General features: G+C 38.7%; 12 protein-coding genes. 3 read left to right on the top strand and 9 right to left on the bottom strand.

Annotation, left to right across the window (positions count from 1 at the left end):
• Positions 1–317 precede the first annotated feature (317 nt).
• Together U736_RS0102440 and U736_RS0102435 are read right to left on the bottom strand one after the other, a co-directional pair.
• Positions 318–1,691: a glutamate--cysteine ligase gene (locus tag U736_RS0102440; RefSeq protein WP_012754787.1), complete on the bottom strand. Its 1,374-nt coding sequence runs from the start codon at positions 1,689–1,691 to the stop codon at positions 318–320.
• A gap of 68 nt (positions 1,692–1,759) precedes the next feature.
• On the bottom strand, positions 1,760–2,503 hold the full coding sequence (locus U736_RS0102435) for a 16S rRNA (uracil(1498)-N(3))-methyltransferase (protein ID WP_012754786.1): 744 nt from the start codon (positions 2,501–2,503) through the stop codon (positions 1,760–1,762).
• 235 nt (positions 2,504–2,738) lie between these two features.
• On the opposite strand from U736_RS0102435, the gene U736_RS12510 reads away from it, so the two are divergent.
• Complete coding sequence (locus tag U736_RS12510; RefSeq protein WP_012754785.1) at positions 2,739–2,882, top strand: hypothetical protein; 144 nt, start codon at positions 2,739–2,741, stop codon at positions 2,880–2,882.
• A gap of 313 nt (positions 2,883–3,195) precedes the next feature.
• Here the strand turns inward: U736_RS12510 and U736_RS0102425 are convergent, their stop codons facing one another.
• A complete protein-coding gene (locus tag U736_RS0102425) occupies positions 3,196–5,076 on the bottom strand; it encodes an AsmA family protein (RefSeq protein WP_012754784.1) in 1,881 nt (626 codons plus the stop codon).
• Between the two features lie 314 nt (positions 5,077–5,390).
• Here U736_RS0102425 and folD point away from each other — a divergent pair, with 314 nt between their 5' ends.
• A complete protein-coding gene (folD, locus tag U736_RS0102420) occupies positions 5,391–6,290 on the top strand; it encodes a bifunctional methylenetetrahydrofolate dehydrogenase/methenyltetrahydrofolate cyclohydrolase FolD (protein WP_012754783.1) in 900 nt (299 codons plus the stop codon).
• Positions 6,291–6,356: 66 nt separating this feature from the next.
• On the opposite strand, the gene edd is transcribed toward folD, so the two are convergent.
• The 6 genes from edd to U736_RS13145 form a co-directional block, all read right to left on the bottom strand.
• Positions 6,357–8,180 carry a phosphogluconate dehydratase gene (gene edd, locus U736_RS0102415; protein WP_012754782.1) on the bottom strand — a complete coding sequence of 608 codons (1,824 nt, stop codon included), beginning with the start codon at positions 8,178–8,180 and terminating at the stop codon, positions 6,357–6,359.
• Between the two features lie 56 nt (positions 8,181–8,236).
• Positions 8,237–8,989: a 6-phosphogluconolactonase gene (gene pgl, locus U736_RS0102410; RefSeq protein ID WP_012754781.1), complete on the bottom strand. Its 753-nt coding sequence runs from the start codon at positions 8,987–8,989 to the stop codon at positions 8,237–8,239.
• A gap of 10 nt (positions 8,990–8,999) precedes the next feature.
• On the bottom strand, positions 9,000–10,472 hold the full coding sequence (zwf, locus tag U736_RS0102405; protein WP_012754780.1) for a glucose-6-phosphate dehydrogenase: 1,473 nt from the start codon (positions 10,470–10,472) through the stop codon (positions 9,000–9,002).
• Positions 10,473–10,592: 120 nt separating this feature from the next.
• The gene (locus tag U736_RS0102400) at positions 10,593–11,876 is read right to left on the bottom strand and encodes an NAD(P)/FAD-dependent oxidoreductase (protein WP_012754779.1); all 1,284 of its coding nucleotides are present in this window, start codon (positions 11,874–11,876) and stop codon (positions 10,593–10,595) included.
• A gap of 11 nt (positions 11,877–11,887) precedes the next feature.
• The gene (locus tag U736_RS0102395) at positions 11,888–13,315 is read right to left on the bottom strand and encodes a glutamine synthetase family protein (protein ID WP_026500258.1); all 1,428 of its coding nucleotides are present in this window, start codon (positions 13,313–13,315) and stop codon (positions 11,888–11,890) included.
• A gap of 1,088 nt (positions 13,316–14,403) precedes the next feature.
• On the bottom strand, positions 14,404–14,763 hold the full coding sequence (locus U736_RS13145; RefSeq protein WP_425290145.1) for a type III PLP-dependent enzyme domain-containing protein: 360 nt from the start codon (positions 14,761–14,763) through the stop codon (positions 14,404–14,406).
• A 461-nt stretch (positions 14,764–15,224) separates the two neighbouring features.
• On the opposite strand from U736_RS13145, the gene U736_RS0102390 reads away from it, so the two are divergent.
• The gene (locus U736_RS0102390; protein WP_026500257.1) at positions 15,225–16,646 is read left to right on the top strand and encodes a coproporphyrinogen-III oxidase family protein; all 1,422 of its coding nucleotides are present in this window, start codon (positions 15,225–15,227) and stop codon (positions 16,644–16,646) included.

Below are 16,646 nucleotides of genomic sequence, written 5' to 3'. Positions count from 1 at the left end.
TCCCTTTTAAAAGTGAAAAATATTATTTTCAGACCTATTCATAAGTGGGATGAGCTATGTGAATAAAAAATGTTTGATAATAGGCTTAAGTATATCTTTTATGAGCTATCTTTAGCACAAAGGTACAACATTAAGATTACGGAAATATCGTGATATTATTGGGTATAAAAATCACACTGCCCAAGAGATTTTTGTATTGTACCCTTTATGAGAAATATTAAAAGAAAGGCAGGATATGCTCTCTAGAGCAAATGAGTGAATGAGCCACCACGGTGATATGCATTTTTTAAAAAGTAAGAAGTCTCTTTTCTTCAAATTTAATAGGCACATTCTAAAAATAAAGGTTCTACAGATTCATTCCAAATAGAATAGTAGTGAGACAAAAATTTTTCAGCATCTGTTTGTCCCATTGCAACAACCTCTTCTAAAGGATTAAGAAAATTTGTTTCATCAAAACCATTCGTATCATACTGTTTGCGATTTTTTAAGCCTTTGCGGGCAATAGCAAGAGCTTGTCGTGCTAACTCTAAAAGAATAGTTTGACGAAAAGGAGTTCTTAACCCTTCTTTAGGAACGCGTTGGCGCACATCTAAAACTTCTTCAAAACACCAATCTTTTGTCAAAGCTTCAGCCTCATTAAGTGCTTCCCTATCATAAAGAAGCCCGACCCAAAAAGCCGACAACGCACAAATGCGCTTCCAAGAACCGCAATCAGCTCCTCTCATTTCTAAAAATCTTTTTAAGCGGACTTCAGGAAATAACGTCGATAAGTGATTAATCCAATCTCCCATGTTTGGAATTGAATTTGCAACTTGTCCTTTTAATGCTCCATTCATAAACTGACGAAATGTTATATGTGTACAATCATAATAACGACCATCCCGCACAACAAAATACATTGGAACATCAAGAGCCCATTCAACATAATCAGCAAAACCAAAACGCTCAGAAAATATAAAGGGAAGAACGCCTGCCCTCTGATTATCCGTATTACGCCAAATTTCAGAACGCCACGACAAAAAGCCATTTGGGCGTCCTTCTGTAAAAGGTGAACTTGCAAATAATGCTGTTGCAATGGACTGTAATTTCATGGACACTTGCATTTTTCGCCGCATATCACTTTCAGATGAAAAGTCAAGATTAACCTGAACTGTTGATGTGCGATACATCATATTAAGACCATTATGCCCCACTTTAGGCATATAATCAGTCATAATCTGGTAACGTGATTTAGGCATTCGTGGCGTTTCAGCTAAAGTCCACTTTGGACTAGCTCCAAGACCTAGAAAACCTATACCCAATGGTTCTGCAATTTTTTTGAGAAGAGTTAAATGCTCCATCAACTCGTGATATGTATGGCCTACTGATTTTAATGGTGCACCAGATAATTCAAATTGTCCTCCAGGTTCCAAAGAAATGGCTCCCTGATTAACTGATCCTACGAGCCCAATAATATTCTCGTCATCTAAAATAGGTTTCCATCCTAAGGCGCTTTGCATCCTCTCTAAAAGCGCTCGGATTCCCCTCTCTCCTTCATATGGAACAGGGTGAAAACCATCTTTATAAAACGGAAATTTTTCATGTTCTGTACCAATACGCCAATCATCTTCTGCTTTATACCCCCCTTGGAAATAACTAACCAAGGAATCTAAGTTATAAATTTCACTTTCATCAGTTATATCAAGCGCCATAACTTATCGTATCCTATCATTGGTATCATCATCTTAAATGAATTGTTTAGAATGATTTTACAGATTTCTCAATCCATTGCCCAATCCCCCACGGTAGCATTAAGAAGAGCCAAAGCAGCAACAGCGGCAGTGTCAGCGCGTAAAATACGCGGACCTAATGATATTGGAACCACAAAAGGATGTTTTTTTAAAAAGCTCCGCTCTTCTTCACTAAAGCCACCTTCCGGTCCAATAAGAATACCAGGTGTTGTAACGTCACGCTTTTTAAAAGAAGGTAATGGATTATGCGATTTATGCTCTTCATCACAAAAGAATAAAGGCTGTGTCTCATCCCATCGTGCTAAAAGTTCTGCTAATGATAGAGCAGATACGCATTCAGGGAGAGATAAAATGCCACACTGTTCAGAAGCTTCAATAACATTGGCTTCCATACGCGCCATATTGATACGCGTAACCTGCGTATGATGCGTTATAACAGGCTGCAAAATCGATACCCCCATTTCAACAGCTTTCTGCACCATATAATCCAACCGCGCGTTTTTGAGTGGAGCAAAACAATAAATAAGATTGGAATGCGTCGTTTGTAATCTTTCTTGATGGATAAGCTGAACCACAACAAATTTCTTCTTAACAATGATAAGTTTAGCAAGCCACTCACCATCCTGTCCATTAAAAAGTAAAATTTCTGCTCCTTCTTTCATACGCAAAACATGCACAAGATAAGAAGCTTGTGCCCCCTCTATCTTTATTTCTTCATTCAAAGCCAATGTCTGCCGTATAAATAATCTTTTAAGTTTATAATTTATGCGCATAAAAATTTTGCCAATGCTCACTATCATCATCGAGAAAATAAAGAAAAATATATAGCAAAAAGAAAAAATTATATCTATAGAACTATAATATATTAAAGAATTATAGAGTTTTTTTAGCTTTATGAGATAATAATAGGAACTTATAGATCCTTAAGTGATTCTACTTTCATAAAAGTTTAAATAATGCACCATTCATCTTTGCATTCAGTCATTGATGCATCCGTGGAGGAAAAATATGTCTGCTAAAAAAGCTACAATTATTACGATTACAACCCTCTTAGCCTTTATTTTGATTACAGTGGGAATTGGTTCTGTTGGAGCAGATGGGAAGCATACAATTACCAAAGATGGTTATGGTATTTCTTCTGGGATTCAGTAAGCACTAGCCGACATCCCCCTTAAAAATTTAATGTTTTTTAGAAACTTTTATAAGATTTACATCAATATTATGAATTTCTTGTATTTGAAAGATTCCATAAGAAGGATTTTTATTCCTCTCTTCAATCATTTATCTATATCAACCACACTTATGACGGAGAGAACGATTTTTACTGCTTCACCACGAACGGATTTAAAATGAGAAAATCTTCCGATAGAGTGGGACCTCTGATTTAAATTAAAAGACAATTTTAAGTTGCAAAAAGACGAATTACTATTATAAGATAGAGTGCTATATAGATAAAAAACAATTCTCAATCTGCGTCAATGTCTTTTGTAACCCAAAAATTACCATGGTTTTGCCCTTTAGAGCTTAGAGAAAATGTAAAAGGCCATGCAAGGCTATTAGCGAGACATTGGACATCTTTACATAAAGTTTCTGATCTATAGTTTTTGCGTAGTTGTGCCTGTAATATCAATTCATTCTGCTTCCCTTGCGCGATATCAGTTGCAACGGTTCCTTGAATGGATAAGCTCAAGTCTGCTGTACGCATTAATGACTCTGTCACCTTCATCATACCTTCTGAAAAGCTTGTCTGAATATCCCAGTGATCAAATGTTGTTGAAAAAGTATCATTAGTCATTAAAAGAAATTGTTGTTTATTTAAAAGTCTTGTTTGTAATTCATTCAAATCATATCCTAAGAGCCGACCAGAAGACATCTTCAGTGTTAATTCACCCTGCATTTGCGTAAAAATTTCTCGCCAAGAATCAGCAAGTGTTCGTATCGTTGCAGTAAAATTCGTTTTGCTTTGTATAAATGGAATAAATCCCAAGGTTTCTAAAGTCTCCTGCATATCAATAGAAGCACCTGAAATATTTCCTCCTATACGCACTTTCTGTCCAGCTGGCGTAACTTCAATATTACTTTGCACGGATCCACCAAAAATATTCGCATGTCCAAGATCAAAAATACCATGCCCATTTCTTATTTGTATTGCAGCAGCTAAATTTGTGAGGGAAATATTTCCTATTTTAGCTTGTGGCGCAGAAAGTCGTATATCCACGCCAATACGATCAAAAAATGTCATATCAAAGAAGGAATTTTTCTTTTTACCTGAAAAAAACATTGAACCCAAGAGGCGAAGATCTAGTTTATCAAAGGCTAACGAGCCCATAACATTTGGTACATAATCTTGAAAATCGAGTTTTAAAGCTCCTCGCGCATTGGCTTTCCCCATCGTAAATGTAACATTGTTCATTTGAATATGCATTGGCTGCGCTAAAAAATGAGATTCCCATACAATGGGTATTTTAAATTTATGTCCCCAAAACTGATTTCCACCAACCCAAGACAATGTCTGATTCCATCCCGGAGAACGCATCGATACTTTTCCGTCAAAAATATAATATTCAGATAACCGAGCCTTTCCTGTAAAAGTTATTCCCCCACGTACAGAATTGAGACTTGCCCTAATATGACTTTTTCCTCCTGCAAGAAGCGGCAATGCTTGAGAAGCATCAATTGATAACTTTGTAAATTCTCCGCGCCAACGCGCATCTGCACGTAACCGTACTTCCTGAGTCGATTCCGGCCAATCTAAAGTCGCATTTAATCCTGTTATTTTTTCTGCCATCCCCGAAAAACTATCGTGATACACAAGAACACCATTTTTAATGACAATCCGCCCAAAAGGTTGTTTTAAAAGGTGCTCTATCTCTGGATGTTCAGGATTATGTTTTAATATTTCACGCGTATTGCGTATTGCCAACCCTAATGCACCTTGTGAGCGAGAAAACCGATCAAAAAAATCTGCTATTGTTTTAACAGGCTTTTCCATAACAAATTGAGGACGCATAATCCGCGTCTCTGAAAAAGAAACATGTCCCCAAAGAAGATCGACGACAGAAAGATCAACTTCTATTGATTCAGCTTCCATTAATGGCGCAACATCATCCATTTTTGATGTTAAAGTAACGCCAGAAAGAAATGCTTTAGGATAAGGAAAAAGATGTAACCGCGGTGGATCACGCAATTGCACATTGTAACCGGTCCATGCACTCAAATCCTGCGCTAAACGAATACGAATCGCATCTGTAGAGATAAGATAAGGTAAAACGAGAATCCCCACTCCAAATAAAAAGATAATTGTAATAAAAATTCCGCTCAAAAATTTTATTATTCTGATGCGCACAATATCCCTCTATATTTATCCCCCTATAACAGATTAAAAACAAACTTAAATGATCATAAAAAGTTTTTATAACCCTATAATTCACTATATCCACTTTGTACCTTCATTATTTTTGTTCTTTATCCAAAATTTATTCAAACAGCAATGTTGCTGCTTCTTTATAAAGCAATTATTTAAAAGTCTTCAAAACTATAAATCCACAACATTATAAAACCATTCTTACTGTTCTCATATGAATATTGCTATAAAACTCTATCGTATTATTAGAAAATGCTTTACAAAAAAACAAACAGCCTTACCGAAAGGATCTCTGAATGAATAATATTATCGATGGAAAAAAACTTGCTGAAGAGATTATTGCGAAAGTTAAGGCCGAAACAATAAAGCTCCGCCATCACTATAATATACAACCTAGTATCGCTGTTATTATCGTTGGAGATGATCCCGCAAGTCAAGTATATGTCACCTCAAAAAATAAAAAAGCCGAAGAATGTGGATTTCTTTCAATCAAACATGTCGTTTCCAAAGAAACGCAAGAAAAAGAACTTCTTCAACTTATTGCAACATTAAATTCTGATCCAAAAATTCATGGTATTTTGGTACAGCTGCCTCTCCCTGCTCATATGAATACAAATCGCATAACACAAGCCGTTGCTTTCCAAAAAGATGTTGATGGTTTTCATTATATTAATATAGGAAAACTCGCGGCGAATGCACTTGAAGATGCGATTATTCCCTGCACACCAGCTGGTGCTATGATGATGATTGAACGACACTGTGGGCAAGATTTATCTGGACTTGATGCTGTCGTTGTTGGACGCTCTAATATTGTTGGAAAACCTATGGCTGCCCTTTTAACAGCAGCCAATGCCACTGTGACAATTGCCCATAGCCGTACCCGTGACCTTGATGATGTGTGTCGAAGCGCTGATATTCTAGTAGCAGCTGTAGGCCGCCCACAAATGATTAAAAAAGACTGGATAAAAAATGGTGCAATTGTTATTGATGTTGGTATTAACCGCGTTGCTGCACCAGAAAAAGGTATAGGGAAAACACGTCTTGTTGGTGATGTCGATTTTGAAAACGTAAAAGAAAAAGCTGCTGCGATTACCCCTGTTCCAGGAGGCGTTGGACCAATGACAATTGCCATGCTTATGGTTAATACACTCAAAGCCGCTGCGCGATCACACAATCTGCCTATACCAAAATTCTAAGAATTGTAACAATTCCTTGTATATGGTTTTATTGTACATGATTAAGCTTGTTTATTTTTGCATTTTTCATGTCATAAAAACAGATGCCCCTTGATCTGCACGATTAACGGATTGACGAAAAACATGAAAAAGTTCGCGTCCAACACCATGTTCGTTGTTTGAAAGATCAGGAGGTATGATTTTTCGCGCGTTAAATTTTGCTAAATCCTCCAAAAGAGTTAGTTTACCCTCATGAGCATCAAGAAAAACAATATCACCATCCTGCAAACGTGCAATGGGGCCATTATCCATTGCTTCCGGTGTCACATGAATGGCAGCAGGAATTTTTCCTGACGCCCCTGACATACGCCCATCGGTTATCAATGCTACCTTTTGACCGCGATCTTGTAAAACGCCTAAAATGGTCGTTAATTTATGAAGCTCTGGCATACCATTGGCTTTTGGTCCTTGATAGCGAATGACAGCGATAAAATCTTTATCATACAACACTTCAGATTTAAAAGATTTTTGTAGTTCCTCTTGATCATTAAAAACAAAGACTGGTGCTTTAATCTGCCAATACTCTGGTTTAACAGAGGAAACTTTTATAATAGCTGTTCCCAAATCTCCCGATAAAACACGAAGACCACCGTCAGGCTGAAATGGCTTTCTCCACCCTGCTAACACCTTATGATCACCACTTTCCTTGAGAGCCGCTTCACGCACCACATGACCATCAGCAGAAAGCTTTGCTTCAATTGCATAAGCAGTGAGATCTTTACCAAAAACCGTAGAAACATCTTCATGTACTAAACCTGCCTCGATAAGCTCGCGAATAATAAATCCCATCCCCCCAGCAGCATAAAAATGATTGATATCCGCTAAACCATTAGGATAAATGCGCGCTAAAAGAGGCACAGCGGATGAAATTTCTGCAATATCATGCCATGTCAATTTAATACCGCAAACAGCAGCTATAGCAATCAAATGAATCGTGTGATTGGTAGAACCTCCTGTTGCATTTAATCCTACAATGGCATTTACAAAAGAACGCTCATCAATGATCATACCAAGTGGCCTATAATGATCACCAAGATCTGTCATTTCAAGTACACGTTTCGTGGCTTCTTTTGTTAAAGCATCACGCAACGGTGTATTCGCATTAACAAAAGAAGCTCCCGGCATATGAAGCCCCATCATCTCCAGTATCACCTGATTAGAGTTAGCGGTTCCATAAAATGTACATGTTCCTGGTCCATGATAAGAACGTGCTTCTGATGCTAGAAGTGTTTGGCGATCTATTTTATTTTCCGCGTAAAGTTGACGTATCTTCGCTTTTTCATCATTACCTTGACCACTTGTCATAGGACCAGCTGGTATAAAAATTCCTGGTAAATGACCAAATGTTAGTGCACCAATCAATAAACCTGGTACAATTTTATCACACACCCCAAGATACAATGCTGCATCAAAGACATCGTGTGATAAGCTTATAGCTGTCGCCATTGCAATTACTTCACGCGAAAAAAGGGAAAGCTCCATCCCCGCATTTCCCTGCGTAACACCATCGCACATCGCGGGAACACCACCTGCAACCTGTGCAACACCACCAACCATACGTGCCGACTCTTTAATTAAGTGAGGAAATTTTTCAAAAGGTTGATGAGCTGAAAGTAAATCGTTATATGCCGTGATAATGCCAATATTCCCAACGATATTTCCCTTCAAACGCTCTTTATCTATTGCACCACAAGCAGCAAAACCATGAGCCTGATTGGCACATCCTAAAAAACTTCGTTTGGGACGATGAACTTGTGCTTTCGCAATACGATCTAAGTAAATTTCTCGTGTTGATCGAGAACGTTCATAAATCCTTCGTGTAACTGTGGCAATTGTCTTGGAAAGTGCCATATTCCCCTCCCTCTTTCATTGTTGCTTCCCCTCATTCATTGAGAGAGATTACGTTTTTATTCACCTTGTCTCTCATATTCTAATTCACTTATTTCATTATCTGCAGGCGACCAATAAACCTGCACAAGATGAGGGGAGTTACGCAAAACTGCTCGAATAGGCATTTCTATTTCAGATCCATCTTGACAAGCTTTTTCAAAACAATCGCGTTTCTGAAAACCTTCGATATGGAGAATAATACAACGAGACTGCATAATAACTGGCAAAGTTAGTGAGAGTCTTGGCTCAACAGCACTCTTAGCATGAAGGGGCAAAACAAGTGCTTGTGTTCGCAGATCAAGCGCTTGCTTTAAACGATCAGCATCAGGAAAAAAAGAAGCCGTATGTCCATCACCCCCCATTCCTAAAACAACAACATCAAAGGGTTTAGGCAAAGTATTAATACGACTCGCCGCTGAAAAAGCAGCAAGTTCAGCAGTAATCGCTTTATGATAAAGCCCTACAAAACGCGCTTTTTCGGCAAAATTTTGTAACAAATGACACCGTACCATATGCTCATTTGAACGTTCATCGTGTGTAGGAACGAAACGTTCATCGACCAAAGTGATAATGATATTTTGCCAATCAATATCCGCTTTTGACAAATAATGAAAAAACAATTCTGGTGTTTTACCACCAGACACCGCTAAAACTGCTCTCTTACGCTCAAGAACAGATACACTAAGTTCTGCGGCTACTCGATCTGCTAATGCCAAGGCTAAAGTCTGAGGGGTTTCAAAATCTAAACGGTCAATATTCATTCTATACATACTTATTGCTCTAAACTAAATTGTTCCATATACGCCCATCACGTTCCATGAGAATCGTCGAAGCAGATGGCCCCCACGAACCAGCGCTATAACTGTGAAAAGGCTGTTTTATTGCTTCCCATCCCTCAATGATTGGATCAATCCAACGCCAAGCAGCCTCAACTTCATCACGACGCATAAACAGCGTTTGATCTCCACGAATAACATCCATTAATAAACGTTCATAAGCATCAGGATTACGTTCAGAAAATGTGGAAGCAAAACTCATGTCTAATGGAATGTGACGAAACCGCATACCGCCATAACTTGGATCCTTAATCATCAACCATTGTTTTACACCTTCATCAGGTTGGAGACGAATCACAAGCCGATTAGAAAAAATTTCATCTAAATCCACATTAAAAATATTATGAGGAATCGGTTTAAAAACCACAACAATTTCAGACATTCGCGTGAACAGGCGCTTACCTGTTCGTAAATAAAAAGGCGTATTAGCCCAACGCCAGTTATCAATCTTAACCTTAAGCGCTACAAATGTTTCACTCTTACTCGCTCTTCCCAGATCATCCAAATAAGACTCTACGGATATACCATTTGATAGACCAGAAAGATACTGCCCACGTACAGTATGCTGCCCTACATTATGGACATCAAGCGGTGTTAAAGAATGTAAAATTTTAAGTTTTTCATCGCGCACAGCATTAGCACTGTTGGTAAATGGTATTTCCATCGCAACCAAACAAAGTAATTGTAGCATATGGTTTTGAACCATATCGCGTAGAGCACCAGTGCTTTCATAATATTCTGTACGCCCCTCTAACCCTAAAGATTCAGCAACGGTTATTTGAACATGATCAATATAGTTGGAGTTCCATAGCGGTTCATAAAGTGTATTAACAAACCGCAATGCCATTAAGTTTTGAACAGTTTCCTTCCCAAGATAATGATCAATACGAAAGATCTGCTCTTCATTAAAGGCGCTTGCAAATGCATCATTAAGTGAAACAGCTGTTTTTACATCGCGACCAATTGGTTTTTCAATGATAATCCGTGTTTGTGGTGTCACCAAATCATTTTTTCCCAACTTCATCGCAATATCAGCAAAAAGTGACGAACTAACAGCCAAATAAAAAGCTCGAATATTCGCTGAATCTTGTGACAGAAGGAGAGCTAAATCCTCCCACCCTCGATTTGAGGAAACATCAACAGAAACATAGCTTAAACGTGCAAGAAAACGATTGAGTTCTGTTGAATTGAGATCTTTTGGATGGATATGTTTTTCTAAAGAAGTGCGGACAAAATTTTGATATTCTTCATGACTTAAGGAAGTGCGAGAAGCCCCAATAATACGTGTTGGCTCACTGAATTGACCAACACACTGACAATGATACAAGGCCGGCAAAAGCTTGCGCGACGCCAAGTCACCATTGCCACCAAAAACAATACAATCAAAGGAAGAAACTGGAATAATTTTACGCACCATGAACTTGTTTATTTTTCTATTCGATTATGAAATCCCATATCACTTATAAAAGCTTCCATTATTAAAGCAGACAGATACTAAATAAGCCATTAATTTTCTTCATTTCAAGCAATGTTTCCATTAAAGGCGATCCATTAAAGAAAACCAACGCATTGCTAAAAATATAAGCGGATAACGCAAAACTCCTCCCCCCGGAAAAGATGAAATCTTTAAGTCTTGGAAATAGGAAAAACGTTCATATTTTCCAGTCAACCATTCTGCGTATAATTTTCCTATGAAAGGAGCCAGCATAACGCCATGCCCTGAATAACCACCACAATAAGTCATCCTTGAGAAAAGTTGTCGAACATAGGGCATGCGCTCAACTGTGATGGCAACCGTTGCTCCCCAACAATGGCTTAAATTGATAGAATGTAATTGAGGATAAATTTCAGCAATTTGCCGTTTTATACGTTCATCTAAATTCAAAGGATGTTTATTATCATAACTTTCTACGCCACCAAATAAGAGACGATTATCAATGCTTTTGCGAAAATAGCGAACCATAAAACGGGAATCATCAACCGATTCCCCGCCTGCGAGAATTGAACTGTGCTTTGGTAATGGGTCCGTTGCTCCAATATAAGAACGAATAGAAACAATATTTTTTTCAATAAAACGCTCCAGACCAAGTTTATACCCATTTGTTGCAAGTAAAACATGCTCTGCTGTTACACTGCCTTTTTCTGTTATCACTTTCCAATGGGCTCCCTTGCGCTTTACTGTCGTTACTTGTGACTTCTCATAAAGCTTAGCACCAGCATCTTTAGCTTTTTTTGCCAATCCAATAATCAATTTTAAGGGATTTATATGGCCGGTATCCGCATCATAAATACCACCACAATAAAAAGACGATCCAAGTCGCCTAGATGTTTCTGCCCTATCCATAAAAGTAAGCGCATGATAGCCATAACGCTGCATCGCCTCAACATGCCGTTGATAAGAGAGAAGCTCACGCCTTTTATGTGTCACAGAAAGCTGTCCTCCTATCAAATCACACGAACAATTAGGCATCGCGCATAAAGATAAAATATCTCTTTTAGCTTCTTCTGCTAAATCAAACAGAGCCTTACTTCGCTTAAAACCATACTTTTTTTCTAATGTTTCTACCCATTGCCGTTGCCCTGTTCCCAGCTGTCCACCATTGCGCCCTGAAGCACCATCACCAAAACGTGATGCTTCAAATAAAACAACATCTACTCCAGCCTTGACTAAATGATAAGCAGCCGACAAACCCGTAAATCCGCCACCAATAATGACCACATCACACTGTCTGTTTTCACAAAAAGAAGGATAAGAGGGACGTTCTTTTAAAGTATCTTCATACCAAGAAATTCCTGGAGAAATTGAATTATAATCAATCATCGTCATAAAATTTAAACATTCAGCAGAAGATATTCACGCTCCCACGGACTAATTACTTCCATGAAAGTTTCAAACTCTTGTCGTTTGATTGCAGCATAAGTACTGACAAACACATCCCCTAAAATAGCACGTATCGCTGTATCTTGTTCAAACAAATTGACTGCCTCAATGAGTCCACGCGGTAACTCAATATTATCAGCGTTTACATTATTTGTTGCTGGCTCATCCGGCTCAATTTTTTGTTGCAAACCAATAAGACCACACGCTAGAGAAGCTGCAAGGGCTAAATAAGGATTCGCATCTGATGAAGGAAGTCTATTCTCAACACGCCGCGCTTGAGGAGCAGAACGGGGAACTCGAAAAGCTGTAGTACGGTTATCATATCCCCATCGCAAATTAACAGGAGCCGAATTATCAGGGACAAGACGTCGATAAGAATTCACATAAGGCGCAAGCATCACAAGTACCCCTGGCATATGTTTTTGCAATCCACCAATAAAATGGCGAAAACAGATACTTTCTTCACCATTTTCCTGTGTAAAAATATTCATACCGGTTTTCTTATCAACAACCGATTGGTGAATATGCATAGCAGAACTCGGCTGCCCTTGAATAGGTTTTGCCATAAAAGTTGCATACATATTATGTTTTAGAGCTGCTTCACGAATTGTTCGTTTGAACATAAAAACTTGATCCGCTAATTCAATAGGATCACCATGACGTAAGTTAATTTCAAACTGACCTGCTCCTTCTTCATGAATGAGGGTATCAATTTCCAATCCTTGTGCCTCTGAAAATTGATAAATATCATCAATCAAATCATCAAACTCATTAACACCAGCAATGGAATACCCCTGTCCACCACCAATTGAACGCCCAGAACGACCAACCGGTGGAACTAACGGATAATCAGGATCGGGATTTTTTTGTACCAAATAAAACTCAATTTCTGGTGAAACAACAGGGCTTAAACCCATTTTTGTGTAAGAATGAACCACCGTTCGTAAAACATTGCGTGGTGTGTAATCCACAACCTGACCATTTTGATACACAAGATCACAAATCACCTGTGCTGTGGGAGCATCTTCCCATGGAACAATGCTTAACGTAGAAAGATCAGGCTCAAGGCGTAAATCACCATCTGCTTTAGGATATTCAAAACCATGACCATCTTCAGGATAATCCCCTGAAATTGTTGCCATAAAAACTGCTGAAGGCAATGCTAATGATGTTTCCGATGTAAATTTTTTAGAAAGCATCATCTTGCCCCGTGGTACCCCTGCTTGATCAGGCGTAATACATTCAATATCCTCTACCTTACGGAAAGCAAGCCATTGTGAAACTTGTTCCCAATTGTGCACACCACGTAAACTTTTGAGAAAAAGAGAGACAGGTTTAAAATTTTTACTTTTCGTTTGTTTACCATTTTTTATAGCCATAACATACCAACTTTACAAACAATCAAGCTCTATTCTTATAGTATCAGCCCCTGCATAAACGACACGAAAAAAATTTATCAACTGATATTTTTAAAGAATACTATAAGATCCATCAAGGTAAAAGAACTTTACGCTCAACAAGCTATCCTATCAACCATAGTTGAAAAAATTGATATTGCACGCGATACATCGGTACGAACCTTCTCCTTAATATAAAACAGCGAGAAATACCATGGTGGACGTAACCTAATTCCGATTCAAATAATCATATATAAGCAAACATTGGCGAGAATAATAAAGGCGAGATATTTAATTTCCTTTTGGTTGTAGCAATGCTTCATATTAAAAGAAAAGTTTCTTTTCTTTTAATATGAAGCAAGTTTTGTAACTCTATTGTTATCCACATAGAAGTAAACACCCTAGGATGGTGAGTAGCCTTTACAGCTAGTGCTTACAAACACTCACCCCGCCGTAATATACGTAAATGTATTTTCAGGATAAGATATACGCTCAACATTTCCGACATGAAACTTAACCATCCCCTGCATAACAGAGCTATCAACCTTGTTCTGAGCGGATACCTATAGACTCTGCACTTATATCAATTCCCACCGCTTGACATTGCACTTCGCACACAATATTTAGAGCTGAAAATACAGTAGATAGGATTTTTTGCTAATTGCGCCATGCGGGATCCAACATTTGATAGTCTCCAGCTCACCAGGAGGTGTGTTATTTATATCTAAAAAGCCAAAAAATCAGGATATGAGAACACAATAATATCAATTTCCTTTGAACTAACGTCCTTCATCGTCGATCTTCCACCATCGTAAAATCTTTTTTGTATCAGTTGCTTTCACATACTTTGACTTATGATCTAGTAATACTATGCAGATTGAGTACACATCCCCAGAGCCCAGATTGTAATTAAGTTCGTACCATTCTGCTCTTTTATAGAGCTAATATTTGAAAATAAATAACCATAATCTTCAGATATAATACGCCTAGGTTCAATAATTACTGTAAGCTTATGTAAATCACAACCCAATTGTGATAATGCCTCATAAATTTTACGAAAGTATTCGTCATTAACCGTTACGGCATCGCAGAACGCTGTGGAAGTCGGATATCCCCCCTAGACTGATAAAACTTTTTTGATCCTTCAATGCGTAAATATCCTTTCCAGCCTTAGTTAAGGTGGATACTATTAACTCAGTCGAATTCAAATTAGAGCACACATGCAAAGGCACCCCATTAAGCCTAATCCTATTGGATTCTAGCAAAGATAATGCGGCACGTAACTCCACCGCAGTCATACCAAAACGCGATCTATCCCCGTTTGCCAGTACATGGCACAATCTCAATGAGATTTTAGGCAATATGTCAAAATGGCGGGCAAGAGCGATGATGTCATGTAATTGGATAATATTATCACACTGGACATTTATATGTTTTCTAATAGATCATTCTATCTCTTCTCGAAGTTTTACAGGGAGATTAAAAAATATATCTCTACCTTTAAAACCATCTTTTTGCGCTAATGATATTTCATAATCAGACACAAATTCCAAGTCCCAGCAACATAACAATGATGCCCCGCACGTCCATTAAAATACCCTGCTTTTTCTCGCCCTAGGCATTCATAGCCCGCCCACGTAAAACAGGATACCAATTACAATATCAGACCATAAGGCTGCAAGAGAACGTTCTTTTATATTTTTATCTTTACTTTGCCTCTTAAACAAGCTAGCCTGTTCATATAATAAGTTATATGTATAATACATATAACTTCTACAAAAGGAGGATTCATTATGTTCCGTGAAAATCTTTGGTAATACACTCGGGTGATTGGGTCACCAGTCGCCCGTCAATAATATAGTGCAAGTTAAGAAATTGGGGGAGGTAAGCTATGCAACTCGTGGATCATCCTTTTGTGAAGTTCGATCAACTCAAGCCGATTTACAACTTCACGTATCCGTTATTTCGCACTATTTCAAATGAATTTTACGATTACCTAGACTTTAATAAACTAGCGCAAAGTAAGCAGATTCCACAAGCGCGTACCATTTCTCTTTATTTGCATATTCCCTTTTGCGAAACCATCTGTTCCTTCTGTCCCTTTCAGAAAGGGGCCTACAAGCACGTTAAGCAAATCGAATCTTATATGTCAGCGCTTACCACAGAGATCAGAACCAAAGGAAATTTCATTCGCTCGCTTAGAGGGCCCATCCGCAGCATCTATATAGGGGGCGGCACACCGTCGCTTTTGTCCGCAGATAATATCCGACACATCGGAAAAGTATTGCATGGCGAATTTGAGCTCTCTTCCTTAACCGAGTTTACACTGGAAAGCGAACCGAAGAGCATCACACGTGATAAACTTTATGCTGCCCGTGAGATCGGCGTTAACCGGATCAGCTTCGGTATACAGAGTTTCATTGAGCGTTTCCGATCATTGTTTAACCTCACCTCAACACGTGAACAAATCAACAATACCGTGGCTTGGTCACAAGAGATCATTGGACATGTCGGTTTCGACCTACTATATGGCATGCACAGCCAGCAAACTGAAGAACTATTATACGATTTGAAGCAAGCCAGCGAGCTTCATCCTGAAACCATCAACCTCTATGCAATCAACAATCTGGCTATCACGTCGCAACTGCATAAGTCTTACGCACAAAAAGGGCTAAAGCCATCCAGCCTACAACATCGACAGATGCTTCGCTTATTTAGCGACATCGTTATGCGCAGCTGCGGCTATGCGCCGTGTAATGGACATTCCTATATCAAAATTGCCAATAACACTCCTCTAACGCTCGCTAAAACGAGTTCAGCTAATTATTTCCGCTATCACAAATATTTGCATGGTTATCATGACGATTATGTGGTTGGCTTCGGGGCGTCAGCAATGTCGATTCTCGGCTCACTCGTCACACGAGCCAATCCTAGTCGAAGCGGATACATTACCGACATACAACTTAAAGGCAAATCCAAAGTATACTACAATTGGGTATCAGCGGAGCAACAAGCCTCCAAGGCTTTGTGTATGAGGCTACCTTATAACGGTTATGCCAAAAAAGAAAGAATTGACTGGACCGCACTCCCCTCTTTCGTTTACAATAACCTACAACAGCTCATAGGCGCAGATCTCGTCGCAGAAAGTGATAACGATCTCCAGCTGACTCAGCGTGGTTGGCAATGGTATTCCAACCTTATGTATTTTCTTCTACCTCAGGCAGATAGGAATATCTTGGACGGCTATGTCTCAAACATGCTGAATACAACCGCCGTACTTGATGGACCAGCGGAAACCTGTGTGGCATCTTAA

The organism is Bartonella grahamii ATCC 700132 (assembly GCF_000518085.1).
GTDB lineage: Bacteria > Pseudomonadota > Alphaproteobacteria > Rhizobiales > Rhizobiaceae > Bartonella > Bartonella grahamii.
Note: the sequence above shows the minus strand (reverse complement) of the source record. Positions and strands in the feature narration are given on the sequence as shown.